Here is a 17,016-nt window from a genome sequence, read left to right on the forward strand (position 1 = left end):
TCAATGTTGTCGTTTTACCGCTGCCGCTGGGCCCGATAATGACAAAGAATTCGCCCCTCTCTACTTCTAAATCTAATGATTTTACTGCATAGGTTCCGTTAGTGAACTTTTTTGACACTTGTTCAAATCGAATCATATCTTACTTCTCCTTATAGTTACGCATTAGATAACTTTCCAGCTCTTCTGTCTTTTCTCCAGTTATTAATTGATAATCATCTGTTACTTCATCCATTAAATTTCTTTCTGCGGCCACATATAGTGAAACAAGGATCTCACCAAAACCTTTAGGCTCATCGTAAGCAGAAGCAAATTCTTCTACAGTCATTGGATTATAATTAATTGCAGAATGGCTGACCTTACTTAATATTTGAGCTAGTTCAGGCATAGAATAAGCTTTTTCACTTGTTAAGGTATATCTTCCTCCATGAAGTTTAGGGTTAGAAGCAAGTTGAATAACTGCTTTTGCAATATCCTCTCGAGATATAAACGAAATCTTTCCTTCACCCACTGGGTATAGTAAACGACCTCTCTCCGCTAACTCTGGTAAGTAGGGAACAAGTGGATCTGCGTACATAGCGTTACGGACTAATGTATAGCTTAGATTACTAGAAGCAAGTCTTCGAGAAGCATACCCAAAAAATGGACTCATTTTGAAAGGGTTATTTTCCTGGTCTGCAACAAATCCAACAAAAATCACATGTTTGACCTTCGCTTTTTCAGCAGCTTGTACTGATTTTTCAAATTCTGCAATTCTAACGGTACTTGGAAATGAAATGCTCGGAATATAAATTAGTACATCAGTTCCTTCAAAAGCATTCACCATCTCATCTATTGAATTATAATCAGCTTTTTTCACTGTTACTCCTTGAGTTGAAATTGACTCAGCCTTCTTAGGGTTACGCACTGTTAGTACTAATTCTTCTGGTTTAATTACTTGTAAAGCTTCTTCAACTACCTTTCTTCCTAAATTCCCAGTTGCAGCTGTAATATTATAGATCATTTCTCTTCCTCCCATTTCTTTTGAATTGACTCAATTACTTCTTTTGCATTTTTTTCTACACAAATAGATTTATGAATAATTTCTTTAGGAACATCAGAATCATTTTGATTAACACGCAATAGGCTTGCTTGAGAATGGTTATAAACAATATTCTCAAAAGGCCAACGTATAATACTTGGTGTATTAAATCCAACCCCGAACTCTATCACAAAAAGTTTTTTATTTTGAGTAGTTTGAAGCCAGTCTCTATACTTTTCCCACTGGTTCACATAAGGATCATCAATGAAAGAATCATCAACACGTACATTTAGAAAAACCGGCCCTCCACAATTCGCGCAGTGTGGCACCAGGGAAGAATCCTTAATAGTCAATGTACTTTGATCAATATTAGGGAGTATTTTATCAATTACCGGCTTTGTTGGCCAGGTTTCATGTGTGCATGGTTTATTGCATTGATATTGTGCATAATCCCCTTGAGGTGTACATAATCGATTAACATCAAAACCAGCCTTTTCGAACATGCCATCGACATTTGTTGTAATGACAAAGTAATCTTTATTTTTAACTAAATTTAATAATGCTTGATAAACAGGACTGGGAGGAAACTCAAATCGAACATAATTAACGTGCGTTGCCCAGTAAGCCCACTTTTCCTCTTCCATCCAGTCATTATAACCAATTAGCTCATACTGTCTGCGAAATCCTTTTTTCATGAGAGGAGTAAACAATCTTTCAAATATTTTGGTATCACCGTAATCAATGCCTGCTGAAGCTGACAACCCTGCCCCTGCCCCTATTAAAACACAATCCGCCTGTTGCAATTGCCCGATAATCTTTTCAACTTTCTCTTCTGAGAACACGGATGTATTCATGATAATCTTCCTCTCCAAAAACATTAAAAATAATTTTATTAAATCTGTTAGGATTGTCATTTAACCAATTGTCTACCGTACGAATAGCGATTTGTGCGGCTTCATTTTTAGGAAATCCAAAAACTCCAGTTGAAATAGCACAAAAAGCCAAGGATTGAATTGTTTCTGCCTGACTGGCTAACTCCAGACAAGAGATATAGCATGATGTTAATTGTCTTCTCTGTTTATCCGTTAGCGAAGTACCTTTAGGAACAATTGGTCCCACTGTATGAATTACATACTTAGAAGGCAAGTTATACGCCCTTGTAATCTTGGCATCGCCGGTTTTTTCAGGCTTTTCTTGTATAGACATAATCGTGTCGCAATCCTCTCTAAGTTGTGGGCCTGCTGCTGAATGAATCGCATTATCTATGCATGCATGTAAAGGTTGAAAACAGCCGAGCATTTGGCTGTTTGCAGCATTAACGATTGCATCTACATCAAGCTTTGTTATGTCGCCCTGCCATAAAGCCAATTTTTCACCATTTTCCACATTACTGCGGGGAATATTATTTAATATTGAAGGCAATGTGTTTGATGTAACAATCTCGCTTTCGAATAATTCTGCCTGTAATAAATGATTAATCTTTTCAATAAATTCAGTTGGTAATGGTTTGGGATTTCTTATATTTAATAAGGCTCTAAGAAATGTTCTTTTTTCTGCGTAATGGGTGGGAATATCTTCACTCCCCACCAGCTCTTCTATATTAATTAAATTATGTAATAGGTCATTAATAATGTTGGATTTTTCTTCTTGAATTAAATGATATAAGTATCTATGTTCGAATTCTTTATCCAGTTGAATTTGAGCTCTGTAACACTCTAGCTCTAAGCCCGAAATATTTTCATTTTTAGATTTGTTCATATCGCACCTCCTAAATAAATTGTTAAAAAATAGTGTGCGTTCAATTACCTTAGAGTAAACACACCATATAAAAAAAACCACCTGTAACTTAAACGGTTACAACAATATGTAATAATTATAGTTTCAGCTTTATGAAAAGTCAAACCTTTAAAATAAAAAATACTGTCTGATTACATTTTTCTCGATAATAGGCATTATTATAAGAAGGTAAAATATAAGTATTGATAAAAAACCAATTGTAACTAATACGATTACACAACGATGAAAGCATGGTAAATAGTTGCCTTGCTGTCGCAATTCATATACTTTCTCTGATTGCTTAAACTCTCCTTTATAGCATCCCATTTATCAAAAGCCGTTGCAAAATTTCCAAGAACCCTCCGGCTGTTTGTTTGAAGGACCTCCCATTGCAAAACGACTTTCGCGGCATAAACACTCGTTTGCTGTTCTAATCGTCAATTCCGTTCTCACCACAATAAGACAGCTCCAGCGCTTTTAGCATGTATTCTTCTTGTGTGATTTCTTCATGAAACCGTCTTTTTAAAAGCTTTTCCTCTTCTTATCATCATTCATTTTGCTCGCCTCCTTTCTTTGGAACCGTCAGCAACTTCCCGTCTCTTAATGTCAAACAATTAGATATGAAATGCAATGTGCCTTAGTACTTTCGAGATACTTTTCATGCTGCCTTTTTAAAACATTGATATCCTTTTTAATTATCTTAACTTTATATCTTTCTTTAGTTTCCTCTGACAAATTGTCGTTTAAATATCGCCGTAATTTTGCTTCGCTTTTTGTTTTATCCATACCAATTGATATAAATGGGGCTGTGTCTCCAATTCCGAAGAATAAATTTACCGACATAAAACTGCCCCCTTTTATCTCGGATATATTCTAAACTACCGCTAATAAAAAAGCTCTCCTATCGAGAGCTTAAACTGTGCAATACTTTTGCTTAAAAAATAGAGACTAGTTGTCCTTACCAAAGAGTAACTTTCCAAAATCATTGTCTAAAATCTCAATTTCCACATCGCTGCCATTATCATCAGTTTTAATCGGTTGATCCACTAAACTTAGGATAAACTCTTCAAACGAATTAGCAATTAGGAAAAAGTCTTTATCGGGTTGACTTAATTCGTGATCCCAAAACAATATCCTTTTATTGTCGAGATCCATGCATATTTCATTCCCGCCTGCGGAGCTTGCTATAGGAATAATATTTCTAGAAAAGAGATCGGAATAGGTATTGATTGTTTCTTGAAGACTGTTATGATCGTTTGCTGCACCATAAAAACCCTCTAACAATTGTGTATCCTCGTTCTTACCCATCCAAGGATCTTTCTCTATAGGTTTGTAGCAAACATCATACTCAATTTCATCATGTATGGAAAAACAAGTTATAAACCTTCTTTACAGGTTTAATCGTCCCAGTCTTCATCCTCTTCCCAGTTTTCTTTTGCTTCTTCAAGCTCTTCCAGGAAAAATTGCAGAAAGTTTTCTGCAACCGTGTCTCCATAACCGGCTTCATTAGCCCAAACAATTACCGGACATTCACTGTTTTCCATCTTGTTTGTATCAAGGCAATAAGAGAATTCATCTACATGCTCTATAACCACAATTCCCTCACTTAAATCATAATGGGTTCTATAATCCTCAGTAACCGTGACAACTCTTGCAGAAACTTTGCCATGACCAAGTATATTTACTCCGTAAATTCCACCAGAACCATATTTATTTAAAAACCATTTATAGCTCTCGGGGAGTTGTACATTTAAACTTTCTTGTATTTCTTTGATTTTTGTTTGGTTTATTCCGCCTGTAAAATCATCATCTTCAGCGTTTTCCTTTATAAATTCTTCAATTTCGCGATAAGTCATAGTTACATCTCTCCTTTCTCAAATTGACTCGCTCTCCATTTCCAATATCTCCGCTGGAAACTTTTATACTGATTACGCAGTTCCCTATCATTTCTAAAACTTTCTCCACCTTTTTTTAATCCATGAAGAACTTTTTTATTATTTTGATGTACGGAAGCTGGTATTTCCACCATTGTTCCTGGCTCTTCTTGAATTAAATGATGTAAGTTGATCTTTGTGCCATCATTAGCGAATGGGGCATCGCCTTTTTTCATAAGTTGTAAATTTGTTTTCCCACTCTCAGCGTCAATTCTATTCACATCAATATCTTTCAACGTATATACTCTTCGACTCACATCTTTAGTTTTACCTGAGGCTTTTACCTTGCCCTTAACCTCAAAGGCACCGTACTTTTCTTTATTTAACCAAGGGAGGTTTATTTCCTGACCTGTAAATGGCTTTCTGCTTTCATCTAATTTTTTTGCATTAGTTAAAAGTTCATTTTTAAGGTTTTGGCTATCAAATACATTATGAGGTACGTTATCAGCACGAGCAAGTTTATACTTGGGGTTGTATGGCAGCAAATCTGGCATTTTAACATCCTTAATTTTCTTACCTGCTTGCCCCACCTTGTTAATTACCTTCCCTGCCGCATCAGCTTTGTTAATGGCTCCTGCACCTTTCGTTCCAACAACAGCCACAGCTACTGAACCGAGGGCATATGTCACCCATCTTGATCTAGAGTAAGCATCCCCATTCACCATATCTTTTTGATACGACTCTTCTATTGCTGCTGAAACAGCATCATATGTTTTAACTGGATGAATCACTGCATTTCCCAGTGATGACAGCGTTTCTCCCGGATCGGTTATGACGTCCCATAAACCGGTTACTGTGTCTTTCCCGACATCATAAAGACCGACGCCTGCTCCTTTTATAATATCCCAAGTAGTTTCCCCGGCTTCTTCAAGCTGCTTTGCTTGCTCAAGTTGAATAACATACTGTTGCTGAGCAGGTTCAAGGTTTTCATAGCCGATTTTCTTGGCGATCTCCAAGTACTCATCGGGGTCAGAAACCATTACAAGCTTCTTCTTCAAATCTTTAATTTCTCGTTCTCTCGCTTCTTCCTTCTTAATCGTCAAATAAGCCTCCGATTGCCTTGCAATCTCGCCTTTTTTCTTATGTATGTCACTTTCTCTGTACGCATTGGCGTTGTAGTTGATCGGGGTGGCGCTTTTTCCTTTGCCTGTAGCGTTTTGGAGCTGTTGGAAGTCGGCTTGGATGAACTGTTCGTTTGCTTCGGTTTTTGCGTATTCTGCTGTTAAATCGTGATCCAGCTTGCCAAGTTTATCTATCGTTTCGTCACGTTTTTTTTCTGCTGAATCCAGCTTTTGATTGACATCTTCTGTGGAGAAAACATCAAGATGAACGATATCGCTGATATCATTAATGATGTCCTTGATTTCATTTCGCTGCTCTTGCATAATTGCTTTTGATGTATTCTTCGCGTGAATCAGCTCATGTTCTAAAAATGACTCTTCCACAAACGAATCGGCTAATCCTGCATCAGATACTTTTCCCGAAATACTATTAAGAAAAGCAATCTTCATATCTATCATATCAAGCCAGCTGTCCGCAACGCCTGCATGGTCTTGGAAAAAGGCTTTGATGTTGTCGGCACCTTTGCCTGAAAACTCACTGTCATCTAAATCAGCCATGCCTCGATATGCCTTCTTAAGATTCAAAAATTGTTCCCTTAGCTGATCGTATTCTTTCGCTCTCTTTTCTGCAGCCGAGATTAACGATTGTGATTCAAAAACCTTCATATCTGTCTCCTTTCCACTTATTCCAAACTAAATTTTACCATATTCTATAAGGTGGGATGAATCTCTTTCTTTTACTGTATTTGTGAGCGAAAACAAAGACAAAACATTTGGTTTTATACCTATAATTAGAAAGGTTTGTCCACTATATAGACAGAACAAACATATTTGAGGGAATTACATTGAAGAAATGGTTGTTATAGCGCTTTTTCTTTAGCTGCATGCTGATCTGATTCTGCTTCAAAAGAAAAAATCAGACTCAGAATACTCTCCAAGCCTTTGGTTTCATTCACTCTAATTCCTATACAAACTAATGTTATAACACCAAAAATCAATATGCATGCCAAAACTTTTTCTCTTACAGATATAATTTTCTCTTGCAATACTTCCCCCGGCATGCTATATTCATATAGCGATGAGCTGAATTGTGTAAGCCGATGCACATGCCCTCTGCGGCGCACACGAATGTGGCGTGTTAAGGGAGGGACTGCAAAGCCTTACACAGCGTAGCTCATCGCTTTTTTATTTTCCTAGGTCACAGGAGAGGTCACGGTTTCAACAATAAATCCATTTTATCTGCTGCTTCTAATTGCATTGATGGAAGAGCATGACTGTATGTTCCTAATGTTTGTTTAATATCAGAATGACCTAATCGTTCTTGGACTATTTTCGGATTCACGCCAATACTTATTAGATACGTAGCATGTGTGTGCCTTAATGCATGTGGTTTAATTTTAGGCAATCCCAGCTGCTTACGTATTGAATGAAATCCCCTTCTCCAGTTACAAGGCGGTAGCCAATTCCCCATTTTCGTACACACTACTAAGTCAAGATCATTGTACTTTGCTCCAGCTTCTTTCTTATCCCTTTCAACAAGGCGCTTATGCTTTAGTAGGCTCTCACAAAGTGACTTTGGAATACTAATCTTCCTATAAGAATTAATGGTCTTAACCTCTGGCATTAACCCGTAATTCCCTTTTTCATCTATCTTACATAGCGTTTGACGAATGGTTACATACCGTTCTTCCCAGTTGATGCTTTTCCATTCTAAGCCCAATACTTCACCCATCCGCATCCCAGTTTTAATGGATATTTCATAACCGATGTAGTGTCTTGATGGCCGTTTGATTTGTGAGACATCTAAAAAGCGTGTTATTTCTTCAGGTGTCCATGTATCTACCCTTTTATTTTCACTGGGTAAATTCAATTCTTCAAAAATGCTCCCATCAAGCTTTCGTCTTCTTGCTGCTTTTTTGAATATGCTCCTGGTCAATTGTACTGCCCTTCTTATTCCATCCGGTGAAACTTTCCTGTCAAAATAAAGAGTGTTTATTTGTTTCTGTAGTATCTCTTCTGTCAGTTCATCAAATTTGTAATCAGCTAGGTAAGGCAGCACATTGTAGTCAAGTATCTCTTTATAATTAATGTACGTGCTTGATCTCTTGACCCTTTTACTCTCCAACCATGTTTCTGCATAGCTCCCAAAAGTATCCGTAATCTTAGGCAGGTATTGCTTTTCTTTTTCAACTTCAATGATAACCTGCTTTAATTTCTCTTCAGCTTCTCTATAAGTTTTCATGCCTTTTCTTTTACGCTGAATTCTCTTTTTGGTTATGGGATGTGTTCCACCTGAATAAACAAAGTAATACGTTCCAGTCTTTTCATCTTTTTTTATCTTTGTCATTAAGCTCACCTATTTAAGTGAACACAAGGTAAACGTACTTAGGGTAATTATAGCACGATCCATGACTGTGACCTTATATCTGACTGAACGATTCGTGCACCCAGCTTCTGACGTCGTGAAATGCGACTCCAGCCAATGTTTAGCGCTACGTCAATTTGTCCGTTCGCAACAACTTGCGAAACACGTTTCATTTAAGTATATAGATAATAACCATATATACTTAACCAAAGGGTTTGGTTCAAATGAACCAGTCCTTGCCAGGTTCACAAACTCCCCTTATACTCATTCAGCAGCGTTCTTCTTTTCGCTTGGTTGTAGATCATATCGTACCGTATTCTCGCCTGTCTTCGTTGGGATATTGTTAACCTCTTATCTCCCATCATCTTGTGAAACATTTCTAAGTCCTCGTGCTCCTTCTTGGTTACAGTCACTTTCAATCGTTTTAACCTCCATTCATCGTCAAAACTTTTGTTATTCGTCTTGACTTTTCTTTTGATTTTTTGCTTGATTGGTTGAGACTGTGGACAACGGCTGGGCAAGTTGTCTGCCTGAATTTGCTTGCAAAAAAATAAACAAACTCAGGCAGGCGACTGAAACTTGATTGTATATCAACTTGTGGTATCCGTGTGTTCACCCTATTTGCCGTTGGTTATTCCCCAAACAAGCCTACTGTGTCAAGTGTCCCTAACAGGTTTGGACGGGGACTTTTATCTCCCTGTCCTACTTATGGCTTGTCCTGCATCGTCAGAAACGATACACCCTTCCTTCGTCAGCACTTAATGGCAGCTTTCGCCTTTCAGATGCATGTGTAAATAGGGAAACACAGAAGGCATCCTATCCTCATTTTTTGCGTCGGCTGAGTCACTACCCTGTCAAGTTTTACGTGTGTTAGAGCATTCCACGGCAGTCTCTTTCGTTGCCACTTGTGGCGATGGCGCCATATTGGAGCCTTCGAAAAAAGGCATCACTAAAGACAACACCTTAATTCAGGAGCATAGACTGACTGTATTCAGTTTTAAGGGGCTCGCAAAACACTAGCCCCTTGATAATAATCTGATCTATTGTAGTGATACGACGCATGTAGAGTTGGCGCCGCGTCCCAATGCTAACCCTCTCTACATATTTACATGAGGTTTTCTTATGAAATATCCCCCCCTTAAATGTTGATTATTTATTTATGTTTGAATACAATGGGAGGGTACTAACCCATCAGATTAGGAGAGTGTGCCAGCACTCTTCCTAATCACCCAAACCACGCTATGCATAATATGCTTAAAGCTGGTACAACTACGATTAATCCCCCGAATACAACCTGACAGAACCGCTCGTTATGTAAATCCGTCTTACTCAACTTCATCTGCTTCTACCACAGTTGCTTTTTCATCTATGTAAAACACATTGTCTGTGATAGTTGGGATAACTGTTTTACCTCCCCCCATATCCAACATGATATGAGGGAAATTAACACCCATTTCTCCTGTTTCAACTAATTCTTCAATAGCATCTTTTCGATCATTCGCATCAAGTTCAACACAAACCGGTATTGTCATAGCTGTGAAGATTTTGAAACGCTTTTTAGGCTTTCCATCGTCGTATGTTTCAATGAAGTTGTTTTCCTCTTCGAACATTTTTCCTCTGAAGTAATTGAAATGATTCGTCATTTCCTCGATACGCTGTTTGTTTGTTTGTACCTCTGCCCCTAAGCTTGCTACGTTAGTTCCTACAGTGTGACGGTTAATTTGCATTGTCGTTATCCCCTTTAGTAAGTTTTGTTTTTATCAAGAATCTGATAGCCTTCCGGTGTAACAAGCTCCCTATTGTCAATGAGAGCATCCAATAATCGTGTACTGAGCAACTTATCAATTACTGCATTGGTTAAGCTTCTGAGATTTTTGTATTTGATGTCTTCGGCCAAGAGTTCTGAATGGATGCTGTCATATTTCCCATCCTTCCTTTTCAGGACTTGATACAGATGCACTTGACCATCTTCGCCATAAACGGCGAAATGCTTGTAAAACAACATTGCTGGAAAGTCACCCAAATCACTTCTACGAATGATTATGTGTTTCATTTTTTCACCTACAGTTTATTAATTTAATTATTTGTTTCTTTTATTAATTTATTGTTTCATTTCTAAACAAAGTATAGTTCTATTAAAAAACAAAGTCAAGCGTTTATTGAAAAAAATGTTCTAAAAATAAACGGATTGACAAATAATATGTTATAATTAAGAAAATGGACGTTTGAGGTGCTCTATGAAATTAAGACCAAGTTATAAACCAATGGAGATTACTCTTATCAAAAAGGATTTAAAAAAAGTTGACCTGAGAAGTCATGTAGACATCTCATCTGCAACTTTGGCTAAAATGTCTAAAGGTGAACCTGTGTCCCTTTCAGCAATAATAAAGATTTGTGAATATCTTGAGTGTGACTTACATGATGTTGTTGAATTAATCGAGGTTGAAGATACAGAGTCTTAAACAAAAGTATTGCAATGGTTTTATCAGAGCCTTAATAATAGGCTCTTTTTTACTGGAAATATTTTTGCATAGAATTTGTATAATAATTAACGATAATCTAGCGTGGGAGGATTATCGTATGGCAAAGCGCAGACAGGAAAAAATTGAGAACTATAAAATTACAACTGAGGTAACTGCAGAAGTACAAAATTGGATAGATGAAATTCTGGGCAGCAAAGAATTTTATAATTTTGCTGCTCCATTATTAAATAAATATTTAGCTAAAAGGACACAAAATAATCCAGGTGCATTTAAGAATGAAAAGGATACTTCAAAAGATAATACTAACGAAGTATATCTTCAAATACCCTCTCCTCAAATCGGTACTAATGTATGTTATTGTAAAAGCTCACCGATTAAAGGGGGGGAAGATATAACGAAAGACACAGCAAGTATTGAGATTAGATACATAGAAGATCTCAACGATAAAGAAGGAAAACTTCTTCTCAAATCTACAAAAAAAGAGTTAAGTAAAGATGGGGAAGAGTTTGATTTAAGCATGGGCGATAGGTTTACTCTGGGGCTTGCAGATGGAGATTTGCACGTTCGAGTTCTCCGGACTGAGTATGATCCACTAAATCTAGATAAGTTTGTTTATTATGTTTCAAAGTATGAAGAAGATTAAAAACAACAGACCCCTCACTCTTGTGAAGGGTCTGTTTTAATTATTTAGTCATAATACTCCTCAGAAAAGCACTTCTGTTCTCTGTAGCATTTGTCAGCATAGTCGCATTTTCATTAAGCCTTTGTACTAATGCTTCCTTAGCTTTACCTTCAAATGAAGAGAGTAAAGCAACATACACTTCAGCTATAACCTGTTGTGCTGAAGAAAAGTCTGATGCGTTTTTTGTGTCTTCTTTTAGGCTCTGACAATGAGTTTTTAAACTTGAACCCACAATTTTTTTTAATTCCTCATTCTGTTGTAACCGTCTGTAAAACTCATCTGCATCCATATTAACTCCATATGGCAATTTAAATCCCCCTTATAACCGTAACCAGCTTGCTAATTCATTATCCTTATCTTTTAAATCCTCAGCCATTTTAACAATAAACTCACTAATATCCTCTAAATCTCTAATCAAATAATGAAGAGAAGCCTCAGTTTGATAATGTTCTTCTGAGTCATAAAATGTTGCCCCATCTTTCACATAAGGTGCGTGAAACAATACAGCTTTATCAACATCACTTGGATCTAGATCCTTGAATTCTCCTAATCTCTTCCCACAAATAGATTTTACGTCATAAACCATTTTGCTGTGATCATGAGGGAATCGTTCAATTGCTTGTTTCTTTGTTTTTAAGTCTTCGATAGCTGCCTGTAATCGTTTAGCTAATTCCTTTGCATACTTAGCATCCACTTTAATGGTTTGCCCATTCATACCTGAATAAGCTGAGAACGATTCGATATTCTGGTTATAAACACCGTTGCTGCCATCAACACTCTGGATATTACCATTCTTATCAAATTTAAAATTCGAATCATTTAAACTATGAGTATCAGGATTTTTTGCAAATGCTTGGCCATAGAAAGAAGTAATCAAGTTGGTCAAAATACCAGGAACTCCGTAAGAAGAAATTAGTCTTTGAGCTCGATCTTGACGTGCGATGCTTGGATCTTTCGTGTATATCGTTGTTCCGTTGTGTCTGTCGTATTCTAAAAACCAACCTGAACCCACCATATCATCAGGATTAATGATTGCTTTATGATACAAATCAAATTCGCCATTTCTGATTTTCTTCTGCGTATCTTCATCGTGCAGCTTAACAATGGAAGGGTTATTAAAAGCTACACTGTAAACGTTATTGTTTACACCAGCGTATTCCGCATCTGCTCCTCCAAGTGAGTGACCTGTTGTCGAAATCACTGTGTTAGTGCCAGCATATTTTTTCACTTCATTGGCAACAAGCTTATCACCTTGATCAAATTGAGATGTCTTAGTGACAATTTTGTATTCTCCGCTCTTAATCATCATTGCTTGTTCTATGCTACCGTTATACTTGGCAATAGCTTTAGAGTTTTCAGAGGCATCTGTTTTCATTATGTATTGGACTTTCTTTTTCGGGTCTTTACCCATTACTACGTTGCCACCATCTGCACTTATAACATCAGCTTTAATTTGTTCCTGGTTTGTTCCTTGAAAACCTACAACGACATTTTCTAGTTTTTTTGGTTTTACCCATTTACCTTCTTTTTTCTTGGCTTGGACAAATACGTAAACATCTAGGCCTGTATCTGGATCTTTTTTGATTTTCTCCACGTAAAAAGCCTTGTTTGATCCATTTTCGATTGGAGTCTTATTTTCATAGGCTTTTTTCATTTTCTTTTCACTGTATGTATTTTGACTGAGAAAATAATAGTCTTTATCAGTTAAATTAGGTATGTCAGTCTTTGTATTCATGTACAATACCCCTTCCCTCATGTAAAATGCAAGACAGAAAGGATGGTTTTATGAAAAAATACATAATTATCCTTATAACTCTGGTTATTATAACACTTGGAGGGATATTTATGAAGGAACAACACGACAAAAAAATGGAAGCCCAAGAAACTCAGCAAAAAGAAGAGTTGTACTCTTTGGCTAAAAAAAGAATGACTGACTTTATTAAAACAAACTATAAAGATGTTGACCGAATTGATTACACTGACGATTATGAAATTAATCCAATGGGCGGCATTGAAATCAATGGTTTCCTTAATGGAAATAAGAAAAAAGAAATCTGGGGAATCTATGATAAAGGAAATGATGAAGTAGGTTCATTTACTGTCGATGCCACTCGGAAACCTGAGTGTGAAGATAAAGTATGCGAGTATTAAAAAACCCCCTTCACATTATTGTGAGGGGTTTATTTGTTTGGGCAGTCTACATGCCAACAGGAGGATCAAACTTTGCGATTACCATCTTTTATTCTCCTTTTTCTTCTTTATGTCTACAGTAGCCACATAAATCATCTTCTTCAATGTGAACAGCTAAAAGCATTTCTTCCCAAGGAATTTGTTCATAATCCCTTCGGCACTGTGGGACATAATTGATGTCTCCAACACCATGTCTTAAAAATGTATACCACTGCTTGTCAGTTAATCCTTCAGCACCCTTATCAATAATCAAACGGGCAATCCCTAATGCCACGGGATTTTCAATCAAATTATTCGCCAAAACTTCTTCCAGATAATAAGCAAACATGTCTCTTTCTCCTAAAATACGGGCTTTCAATTCTTCTTCTTCATATTTATCCATTAATTGTTACCCCCTCTATAAGTATCCTTAATATACGGGACAACTAAAACAATAGTTTCAAATGTTTAGGTCTTTTTTCCAAATAAATAAAAGAATTCCCTCGAAAATTTTCAAGGGAACTATTTATTTACTTAAACTTGTTTACCGAATTGACCAGAAATGTATCTCCGTTTCCCATCATAAATGACTTCCCAATAACCCTTAGCATTGTTTGAACCTCTTACAGAGCCTGAGATGTTAATTGTCTCACCAAGTTCCAAAATACCGACGTTCTTAGCGTTATTACGGTCTGGTTTGTCCATAACGATTGCAGCGCTTTTTACACCGACAATTTTGATCTTACCAACCGATTTGATGCCTGATGGCTTAGAAGGTCTTACAATCTTAACTGGATTAGCAGATGAAGCTTTGCCGAATGTATCAGTACCATACCCTTTATAGTTGAATTGAAGATGTGGCTGATCTACAAAACCTGTCCAATCCCCACCCCATTCAAAGCCAATTGATTTGGCATAAGTAATAAATTTCTTAATATCAGATGCACCATAACCATTCCATTTAGTATCAGATTTAGAATAACCACCAGTTGGTACAAAGTCTAATGCTTGTCCTACAAGGTGGTATGATTTCATTGTCTGTGAAGCACCTTTACGAACATTCTCACGTTGTTGTGCTTCAGAACGAATTGTTTCATAGATAAGTACGCCAATTTTGTTTTTCTCTGCGTAATCCATCAGCTTTTTAGCAGCTGCCTTTGTGTTGTCCGCAAGTTTATTGATATTATCCATGTTCCGTTTGTAGTAATACATTGTCATATTAAATTCCTCCGTTTTAATTAAATTTAAAAGCCTGCCGATTACTCAACCTTTTCTTTTTGACTGTCTTCTTCAATTACTTGTAACTTGTCTTTAATGAATCCAGGGACTTTAACTCCCATTTGTGCAAGGTTCTCTATAATAGATAGACCCTCATTTGCTATGTAAAATAAAACAGTTCCAAACACCAAAACGCCATTTAAATTGCAAATTTGATCTATAATATTGGCCAAGATGACAACAACAAAGCTCATGAACTTACGCACGTATCCAAACCAAGCGTTTCTTGATCTTAATGATTTGTCTTTAACAGCCTTAACTACTCCCGTAAACACATCAATAAAGCTTAGAAGTAGCAGCAAATCAAGATACTTTACACCCCCAAATAAGTAAGCTTTTGCGATTTCCAAAGTCTCAATATTCAACACCAATTCAATTCCTTTCATTTTAGTTATCACCCCCTTTTAGGGCAAAATAAAAAACGCTTATTCAGCGTTCGAAGTGTAATCTTTTCCGGTAATCTCTTTAAATTGATCAGCCGTTATCCATTCAATTTCCACATAGGTTCTTATATCGGCGTCCGTATAACACTTCCAATCATAGAACTGCTTAATGTCTGCAAACTCGGGATATGAAGCCACTCTATTTCCCCTCCTTCAATTCACTGACCTGTTTTTGCAACTGGGCGATTAACAAAGCCGTATCCGCCTCCCGTTGTCGCCGCTGGGCGTTTTCTTTTTCTGCAGCAGCAACTTGGAGCGATAATTTTGCGTTTTGCACCTTTAAGAGATCAATAGGCAAAGGCTCCCTTTCTTGTTCGGCTTGACGATGGATTGCCTCAATCTCTTCCTGTGAGGCTGCCTCCGTCCATGTCTTCTCAGCTGGATGATACATCGCCTTTATGAAAGACGGAGGCTGGACGGTTGTACAATTTTTAGGGATTGTATAGTTACCTTCTTCGTCAGGCTCAATCGGAACGGGTTTGGTCAAAATGAAATTTTCATCATATTCATAGACTTGAATCATACTGTCCCTCCATCCTCCAAGCCCACAACTATATCAAGGTAATAGCCTCCACCTGCCTTACTTGAGTCAGCAGGGTCTTGGTATTTTATTTTCAAATCACCATTATCGTAAATTATCAGATTGGCTGTTCCGCCTGTTCCGCTGAGCGGTACTGATTTTACTGCACCTCCGTATGGTACGAATTCAACCGGAATTGAGCCGAAAATGATTTCCGGATCTGTTTTCACATGCCCCCTTAATAAGAGAAGAGGCCCCCATTTTGCGTAAATAGGTGTTCGTGTCCCTGCTGTAGCCCCATTCTTTAGCATGATGTTGGCATATGTGACAGCTCCGTTCCATTTCTTACGCTCAGCATCAGAGATATGTCGGATTTGATTAAAACTATGTGCAGTGAACTGTTGTAACAATTCTTCCATTTTAGCTTTAAAATCTGATGTGAACTGTTGTAGTAGCTCCCCTACTTTGTCCTTAAATGACTTATTCACATGAATATCCGCATCATTCACATGTGTATCAAAATCACTTTTAGTAGCTTGCTGAACGTTATCAACTTTATCAAGTCCGAGCTGTGCAGCAGTAACCTTGTGTGGGTTTGAGGTATCTGAGGTGTGTTTATCAAAATCCGCTTTCTTTGCTTGCACGTCGTTAGTGACAGCTGATAACCCTATTTGTGCTTTTGTTACACCATGTGGGTTTTTCTTGTCATTCAAATGATTATTAAGATTCACTTGAACAGCATCTGCCTTTTCTTGAGCACCCTGTTTTGTTTCGATGTTCTCCAAGTCTTCAAACTTCTTCTTTAAATCGTCAAGCGTTTGAATAGTTGAATCGTAAATCTCAATAACCTTTGCTTTCAATGTCTCAAAATCATCAATGTAGTATTCGCCTACTGGTGCAATATCTTGATCCATTAAGCTTTGTGTTACTTCAAAGCCAAACTTATGAGCAGACATAGCTTGTTTGTTGCTATAAACCAACACTAACTCACATTGAAACAGCCCATACATTTTGATTTCATCTTCATCAAGAACATATTCAGCAATTCCATTTACTTTATCAACCAATGTAACGTCCCGGACTCTTTTCTTACCATTAGCAGGAACAAGGATTACTTTCCCTGTCACTGCTGATAATGGTAATGGCGCATCGTCTTTACGCAAATTAAAAATCAGCTTTGCTGTTCCAACATCCTGAGTTGAAAACTTGAAAGCTGATCTATACGTACCTTGTGAAACTGTATTAATGTCAAACGTATATGCTGATTTCTTATAAATCGTTACTACC

The 17,016-nt window shown here is 37.2% G+C and carries 22 protein-coding genes and 2 pseudogenes; 3 read left to right on the plus strand and 21 right to left on the minus strand.

Going from position 1 to position 17,016, the window contains the following annotated elements; translation table 11 throughout:
• From KY305_RS14355 to KY305_RS14415, 13 genes and pseudogenes are all read right to left on the minus strand, one after another.
• Window positions 1–136 (minus strand): ATP-binding cassette domain-containing protein (locus KY305_RS14355; protein WP_223063262.1); only part of this gene is annotated, 136 nt, incomplete at its 3' end.
• A gap of 3 nt (window positions 137–139) precedes the next feature.
• On the minus strand, window positions 140–1,000 hold the full coding sequence (locus KY305_RS14360) for an SDR family oxidoreductase (RefSeq protein WP_223063118.1): 861 nt from the start codon (window positions 998–1,000) through the stop codon (window positions 140–142).
• Window positions 997–1,872 carry an SIR2 family NAD-dependent protein deacylase gene (locus tag KY305_RS14365; RefSeq protein WP_223063119.1) on the minus strand — a complete coding sequence of 292 codons (876 nt, stop codon included), beginning with the start codon at window positions 1,870–1,872 and terminating at the stop codon, window positions 997–999. Before KY305_RS14365 ends, KY305_RS14360 begins: the two co-directional genes overlap by 4 nt.
• Window positions 1,838–2,776 carry a protein-ADP-ribose hydrolase gene (locus KY305_RS14370; RefSeq protein ID WP_223063120.1) on the minus strand — a complete coding sequence of 313 codons (939 nt, stop codon included), beginning with the start codon at window positions 2,774–2,776 and terminating at the stop codon, window positions 1,838–1,840. The genes KY305_RS14365 and KY305_RS14370 overlap by 35 nt, the downstream gene beginning before the upstream one ends.
• 624 nt (window positions 2,777–3,400) lie before the next feature.
• Window positions 3,401–3,619 (minus strand): annotated as a pseudogene (locus tag KY305_RS14375) (YolC/YozM family protein); the annotation flags it as partial.
• A 123-nt stretch (window positions 3,620–3,742) separates the two neighbouring features.
• Window positions 3,743–4,153: pseudogene (locus tag KY305_RS14380) on the minus strand (SMI1/KNR4 family protein); the annotation flags it as partial.
• A gap of 38 nt (window positions 4,154–4,191) precedes the next feature.
• A complete protein-coding gene (locus KY305_RS14385; protein ID WP_223063121.1) occupies window positions 4,192–4,650 on the minus strand; it encodes an SMI1/KNR4 family protein in 459 nt (152 codons plus the stop codon).
• Between the two features lie 2 nt (window positions 4,651–4,652).
• Complete coding sequence (locus KY305_RS14390) at window positions 4,653–6,455, minus strand: T7SS effector LXG polymorphic toxin (RefSeq protein ID WP_223063122.1); 1,803 nt, start codon at window positions 6,453–6,455, stop codon at window positions 4,653–4,655.
• Between the two features lie 194 nt (window positions 6,456–6,649).
• Window positions 6,650–6,835, minus strand: coding sequence for a hypothetical protein (locus KY305_RS14395; protein WP_223063123.1), 186 nt, complete (start codon window positions 6,833–6,835; stop codon window positions 6,650–6,652).
• A gap of 164 nt (window positions 6,836–6,999) precedes the next feature.
• Window positions 7,000–8,136 carry a site-specific integrase gene (locus KY305_RS14400; protein ID WP_223063124.1) on the minus strand — a complete coding sequence of 379 codons (1,137 nt, stop codon included), beginning with the start codon at window positions 8,134–8,136 and terminating at the stop codon, window positions 7,000–7,002.
• 263 nt (window positions 8,137–8,399) lie between these two features.
• On the minus strand, window positions 8,400–8,573 hold the full coding sequence (locus tag KY305_RS14405; RefSeq protein ID WP_223063125.1) for a hypothetical protein: 174 nt from the start codon (window positions 8,571–8,573) through the stop codon (window positions 8,400–8,402).
• Window positions 8,574–9,479: 906 nt separating this feature from the next.
• Window positions 9,480–9,881: a hypothetical protein gene (locus KY305_RS14410; protein ID WP_223063126.1), complete on the minus strand. Its 402-nt coding sequence runs from the start codon at window positions 9,879–9,881 to the stop codon at window positions 9,480–9,482.
• 14 nt (window positions 9,882–9,895) lie between these two features.
• On the minus strand, window positions 9,896–10,207 hold the full coding sequence (locus tag KY305_RS14415; RefSeq protein ID WP_223063127.1) for a hypothetical protein: 312 nt from the start codon (window positions 10,205–10,207) through the stop codon (window positions 9,896–9,898).
• A gap of 184 nt (window positions 10,208–10,391) precedes the next feature.
• Between KY305_RS14415 and KY305_RS14420 the strand changes: the two genes are divergently transcribed.
• On the plus strand, window positions 10,392–10,616 hold the full coding sequence (locus KY305_RS14420) for a helix-turn-helix domain-containing protein (protein ID WP_119001785.1): 225 nt from the start codon (window positions 10,392–10,394) through the stop codon (window positions 10,614–10,616).
• Window positions 10,617–10,734: 118 nt separating this feature from the next.
• Window positions 10,735–11,280 carry a hypothetical protein gene (locus KY305_RS14425; RefSeq protein WP_223063128.1) on the plus strand — a complete coding sequence of 182 codons (546 nt, stop codon included), beginning with the start codon at window positions 10,735–10,737 and terminating at the stop codon, window positions 11,278–11,280.
• Window positions 11,281–11,320: 40 nt separating this feature from the next.
• Here the strand turns inward: KY305_RS14425 and KY305_RS14430 are convergent, their stop codons facing one another.
• Both KY305_RS14430 and KY305_RS14435 read right to left on the minus strand, forming a co-directional pair.
• The gene (locus KY305_RS14430) at window positions 11,321–11,626 is read right to left on the minus strand and encodes a hypothetical protein (protein WP_223063129.1); all 306 of its coding nucleotides are present in this window, start codon (window positions 11,624–11,626) and stop codon (window positions 11,321–11,323) included.
• A gap of 12 nt (window positions 11,627–11,638) precedes the next feature.
• Window positions 11,639–13,054 carry a lipase gene (locus KY305_RS14435; protein ID WP_223063130.1) on the minus strand — a complete coding sequence of 472 codons (1,416 nt, stop codon included), beginning with the start codon at window positions 13,052–13,054 and terminating at the stop codon, window positions 11,639–11,641.
• A 50-nt stretch (window positions 13,055–13,104) separates the two neighbouring features.
• On the opposite strand from KY305_RS14435, the gene KY305_RS14440 reads away from it, so the two are divergent.
• Window positions 13,105–13,470 carry a DUF1433 domain-containing protein gene (locus KY305_RS14440; RefSeq protein ID WP_021493771.1) on the plus strand — a complete coding sequence of 122 codons (366 nt, stop codon included), beginning with the start codon at window positions 13,105–13,107 and terminating at the stop codon, window positions 13,468–13,470.
• Between the two features lie 88 nt (window positions 13,471–13,558).
• Here KY305_RS14440 and KY305_RS14445 read toward each other — a convergent pair whose 3' ends face one another.
• The 6 genes from KY305_RS14445 to KY305_RS14470 all read right to left on the minus strand — a co-directional run bounded on the left by KY305_RS14445 (window position 13,559) and on the right by KY305_RS14470 (window position 17,006).
• Window positions 13,559–13,891, minus strand: coding sequence for a hypothetical protein (locus tag KY305_RS14445; protein ID WP_021493772.1), 333 nt, complete (start codon window positions 13,889–13,891; stop codon window positions 13,559–13,561).
• Between the two features lie 131 nt (window positions 13,892–14,022).
• Window positions 14,023–14,706, minus strand: a complete 684-nt coding sequence (locus KY305_RS14450; RefSeq protein ID WP_223063131.1) for a M15 family metallopeptidase — start codon at window positions 14,704–14,706, stop codon at window positions 14,023–14,025.
• Window positions 14,707–14,747: 41 nt separating this feature from the next.
• The gene (locus tag KY305_RS14455) at window positions 14,748–15,152 is read right to left on the minus strand and encodes a phage holin family protein (protein WP_223063132.1); all 405 of its coding nucleotides are present in this window, start codon (window positions 15,150–15,152) and stop codon (window positions 14,748–14,750) included.
• A gap of 39 nt (window positions 15,153–15,191) precedes the next feature.
• Window positions 15,192–15,347 (minus strand): XkdX family protein, encoded by a 156-nt coding sequence (locus KY305_RS14460; protein WP_073982130.1) that lies wholly within the window; start codon window positions 15,345–15,347, stop codon window positions 15,192–15,194.
• Between the two features lies 1 nt (window position 15,348).
• Window positions 15,349–15,732, minus strand: a complete 384-nt coding sequence (locus KY305_RS14465) for a hypothetical protein (RefSeq protein WP_223063133.1) — start codon at window positions 15,730–15,732, stop codon at window positions 15,349–15,351.
• A complete protein-coding gene (locus KY305_RS14470) occupies window positions 15,729–17,006 on the minus strand; it encodes a BppU family phage baseplate upper protein (RefSeq protein ID WP_223063264.1) in 1,278 nt (425 codons plus the stop codon). Before KY305_RS14470 ends, KY305_RS14465 begins: the two co-directional genes overlap by 4 nt.
• Window positions 17,007–17,016: the final 10 nt, after the last annotated feature.

The sequence above is a fragment of the Bacillus sp. YC2 genome, from assembly GCF_019891195.1.
Taxonomy (GTDB): Bacteria; Bacillota; Bacilli; order Bacillales; family Bacillaceae; genus Bacillus.

Excerpts from the sequence above, each read along its gene's own strand:
- KY305_RS14465 (WP_223063133.1), bottom strand. The coding sequence starts at position 15,732 with ATGATTCAAGTCTATGAATATGATGAAAATTTCATTTTGACCAAACCC.
- KY305_RS14390 (WP_223063122.1), bottom strand. The coding sequence starts at position 6,455 with ATGAAGGTTTTTGAATCACAATCGTTAATCTCGGCTGCAGAAAAGAGA.
- KY305_RS14425 (WP_223063128.1), top strand. The coding sequence starts at position 10,735 with ATGGCAAAGCGCAGACAGGAAAAAATTGAGAACTATAAAATTACAACT.
- KY305_RS14370 (WP_223063120.1), bottom strand. The coding sequence starts at position 2,776 with ATGAACAAATCTAAAAATGAAAATATTTCGGGCTTAGAGCTAGAGTGT.
- KY305_RS14400 (WP_223063124.1), bottom strand. The coding sequence starts at position 8,136 with ATGACAAAGATAAAAAAAGATGAAAAGACTGGAACGTATTACTTTGTT.
- KY305_RS14450 (WP_223063131.1), bottom strand. The coding sequence starts at position 14,706 with ATGACAATGTATTACTACAAACGGAACATGGATAATATCAATAAACTT.
- KY305_RS14435 (WP_223063130.1), bottom strand. The coding sequence starts at position 13,054 with ATGAATACAAAGACTGACATACCTAATTTAACTGATAAAGACTATTAT.
- KY305_RS14455 (WP_223063132.1), bottom strand. The coding sequence starts at position 15,152 with ATGAAAGGAATTGAATTGGTGTTGAATATTGAGACTTTGGAAATCGCA.
- KY305_RS14360 (WP_223063118.1), bottom strand. The coding sequence starts at position 1,000 with ATGATCTATAATATTACAGCTGCAACTGGGAATTTAGGAAGAAAGGTA.
- KY305_RS14420 (WP_119001785.1), top strand. The coding sequence starts at position 10,392 with ATGAAATTAAGACCAAGTTATAAACCAATGGAGATTACTCTTATCAAA.
- KY305_RS14415 (WP_223063127.1), bottom strand. The coding sequence starts at position 10,207 with ATGAAACACATAATCATTCGTAGAAGTGATTTGGGTGACTTTCCAGCA.
- KY305_RS14410 (WP_223063126.1), bottom strand. The coding sequence starts at position 9,881 with ATGCAAATTAACCGTCACACTGTAGGAACTAACGTAGCAAGCTTAGGG.
- KY305_RS14385 (WP_223063121.1), bottom strand. The coding sequence starts at position 4,650 with ATGACTTATCGCGAAATTGAAGAATTTATAAAGGAAAACGCTGAAGAT.
- KY305_RS14445 (WP_021493772.1), bottom strand. The coding sequence starts at position 13,891 with ATGGATAAATATGAAGAAGAAGAATTGAAAGCCCGTATTTTAGGAGAA.
- KY305_RS14440 (WP_021493771.1), top strand. The coding sequence starts at position 13,105 with ATGAAAAAATACATAATTATCCTTATAACTCTGGTTATTATAACACTT.
- KY305_RS14365 (WP_223063119.1), bottom strand. The coding sequence starts at position 1,872 with ATGAATACATCCGTGTTCTCAGAAGAGAAAGTTGAAAAGATTATCGGG.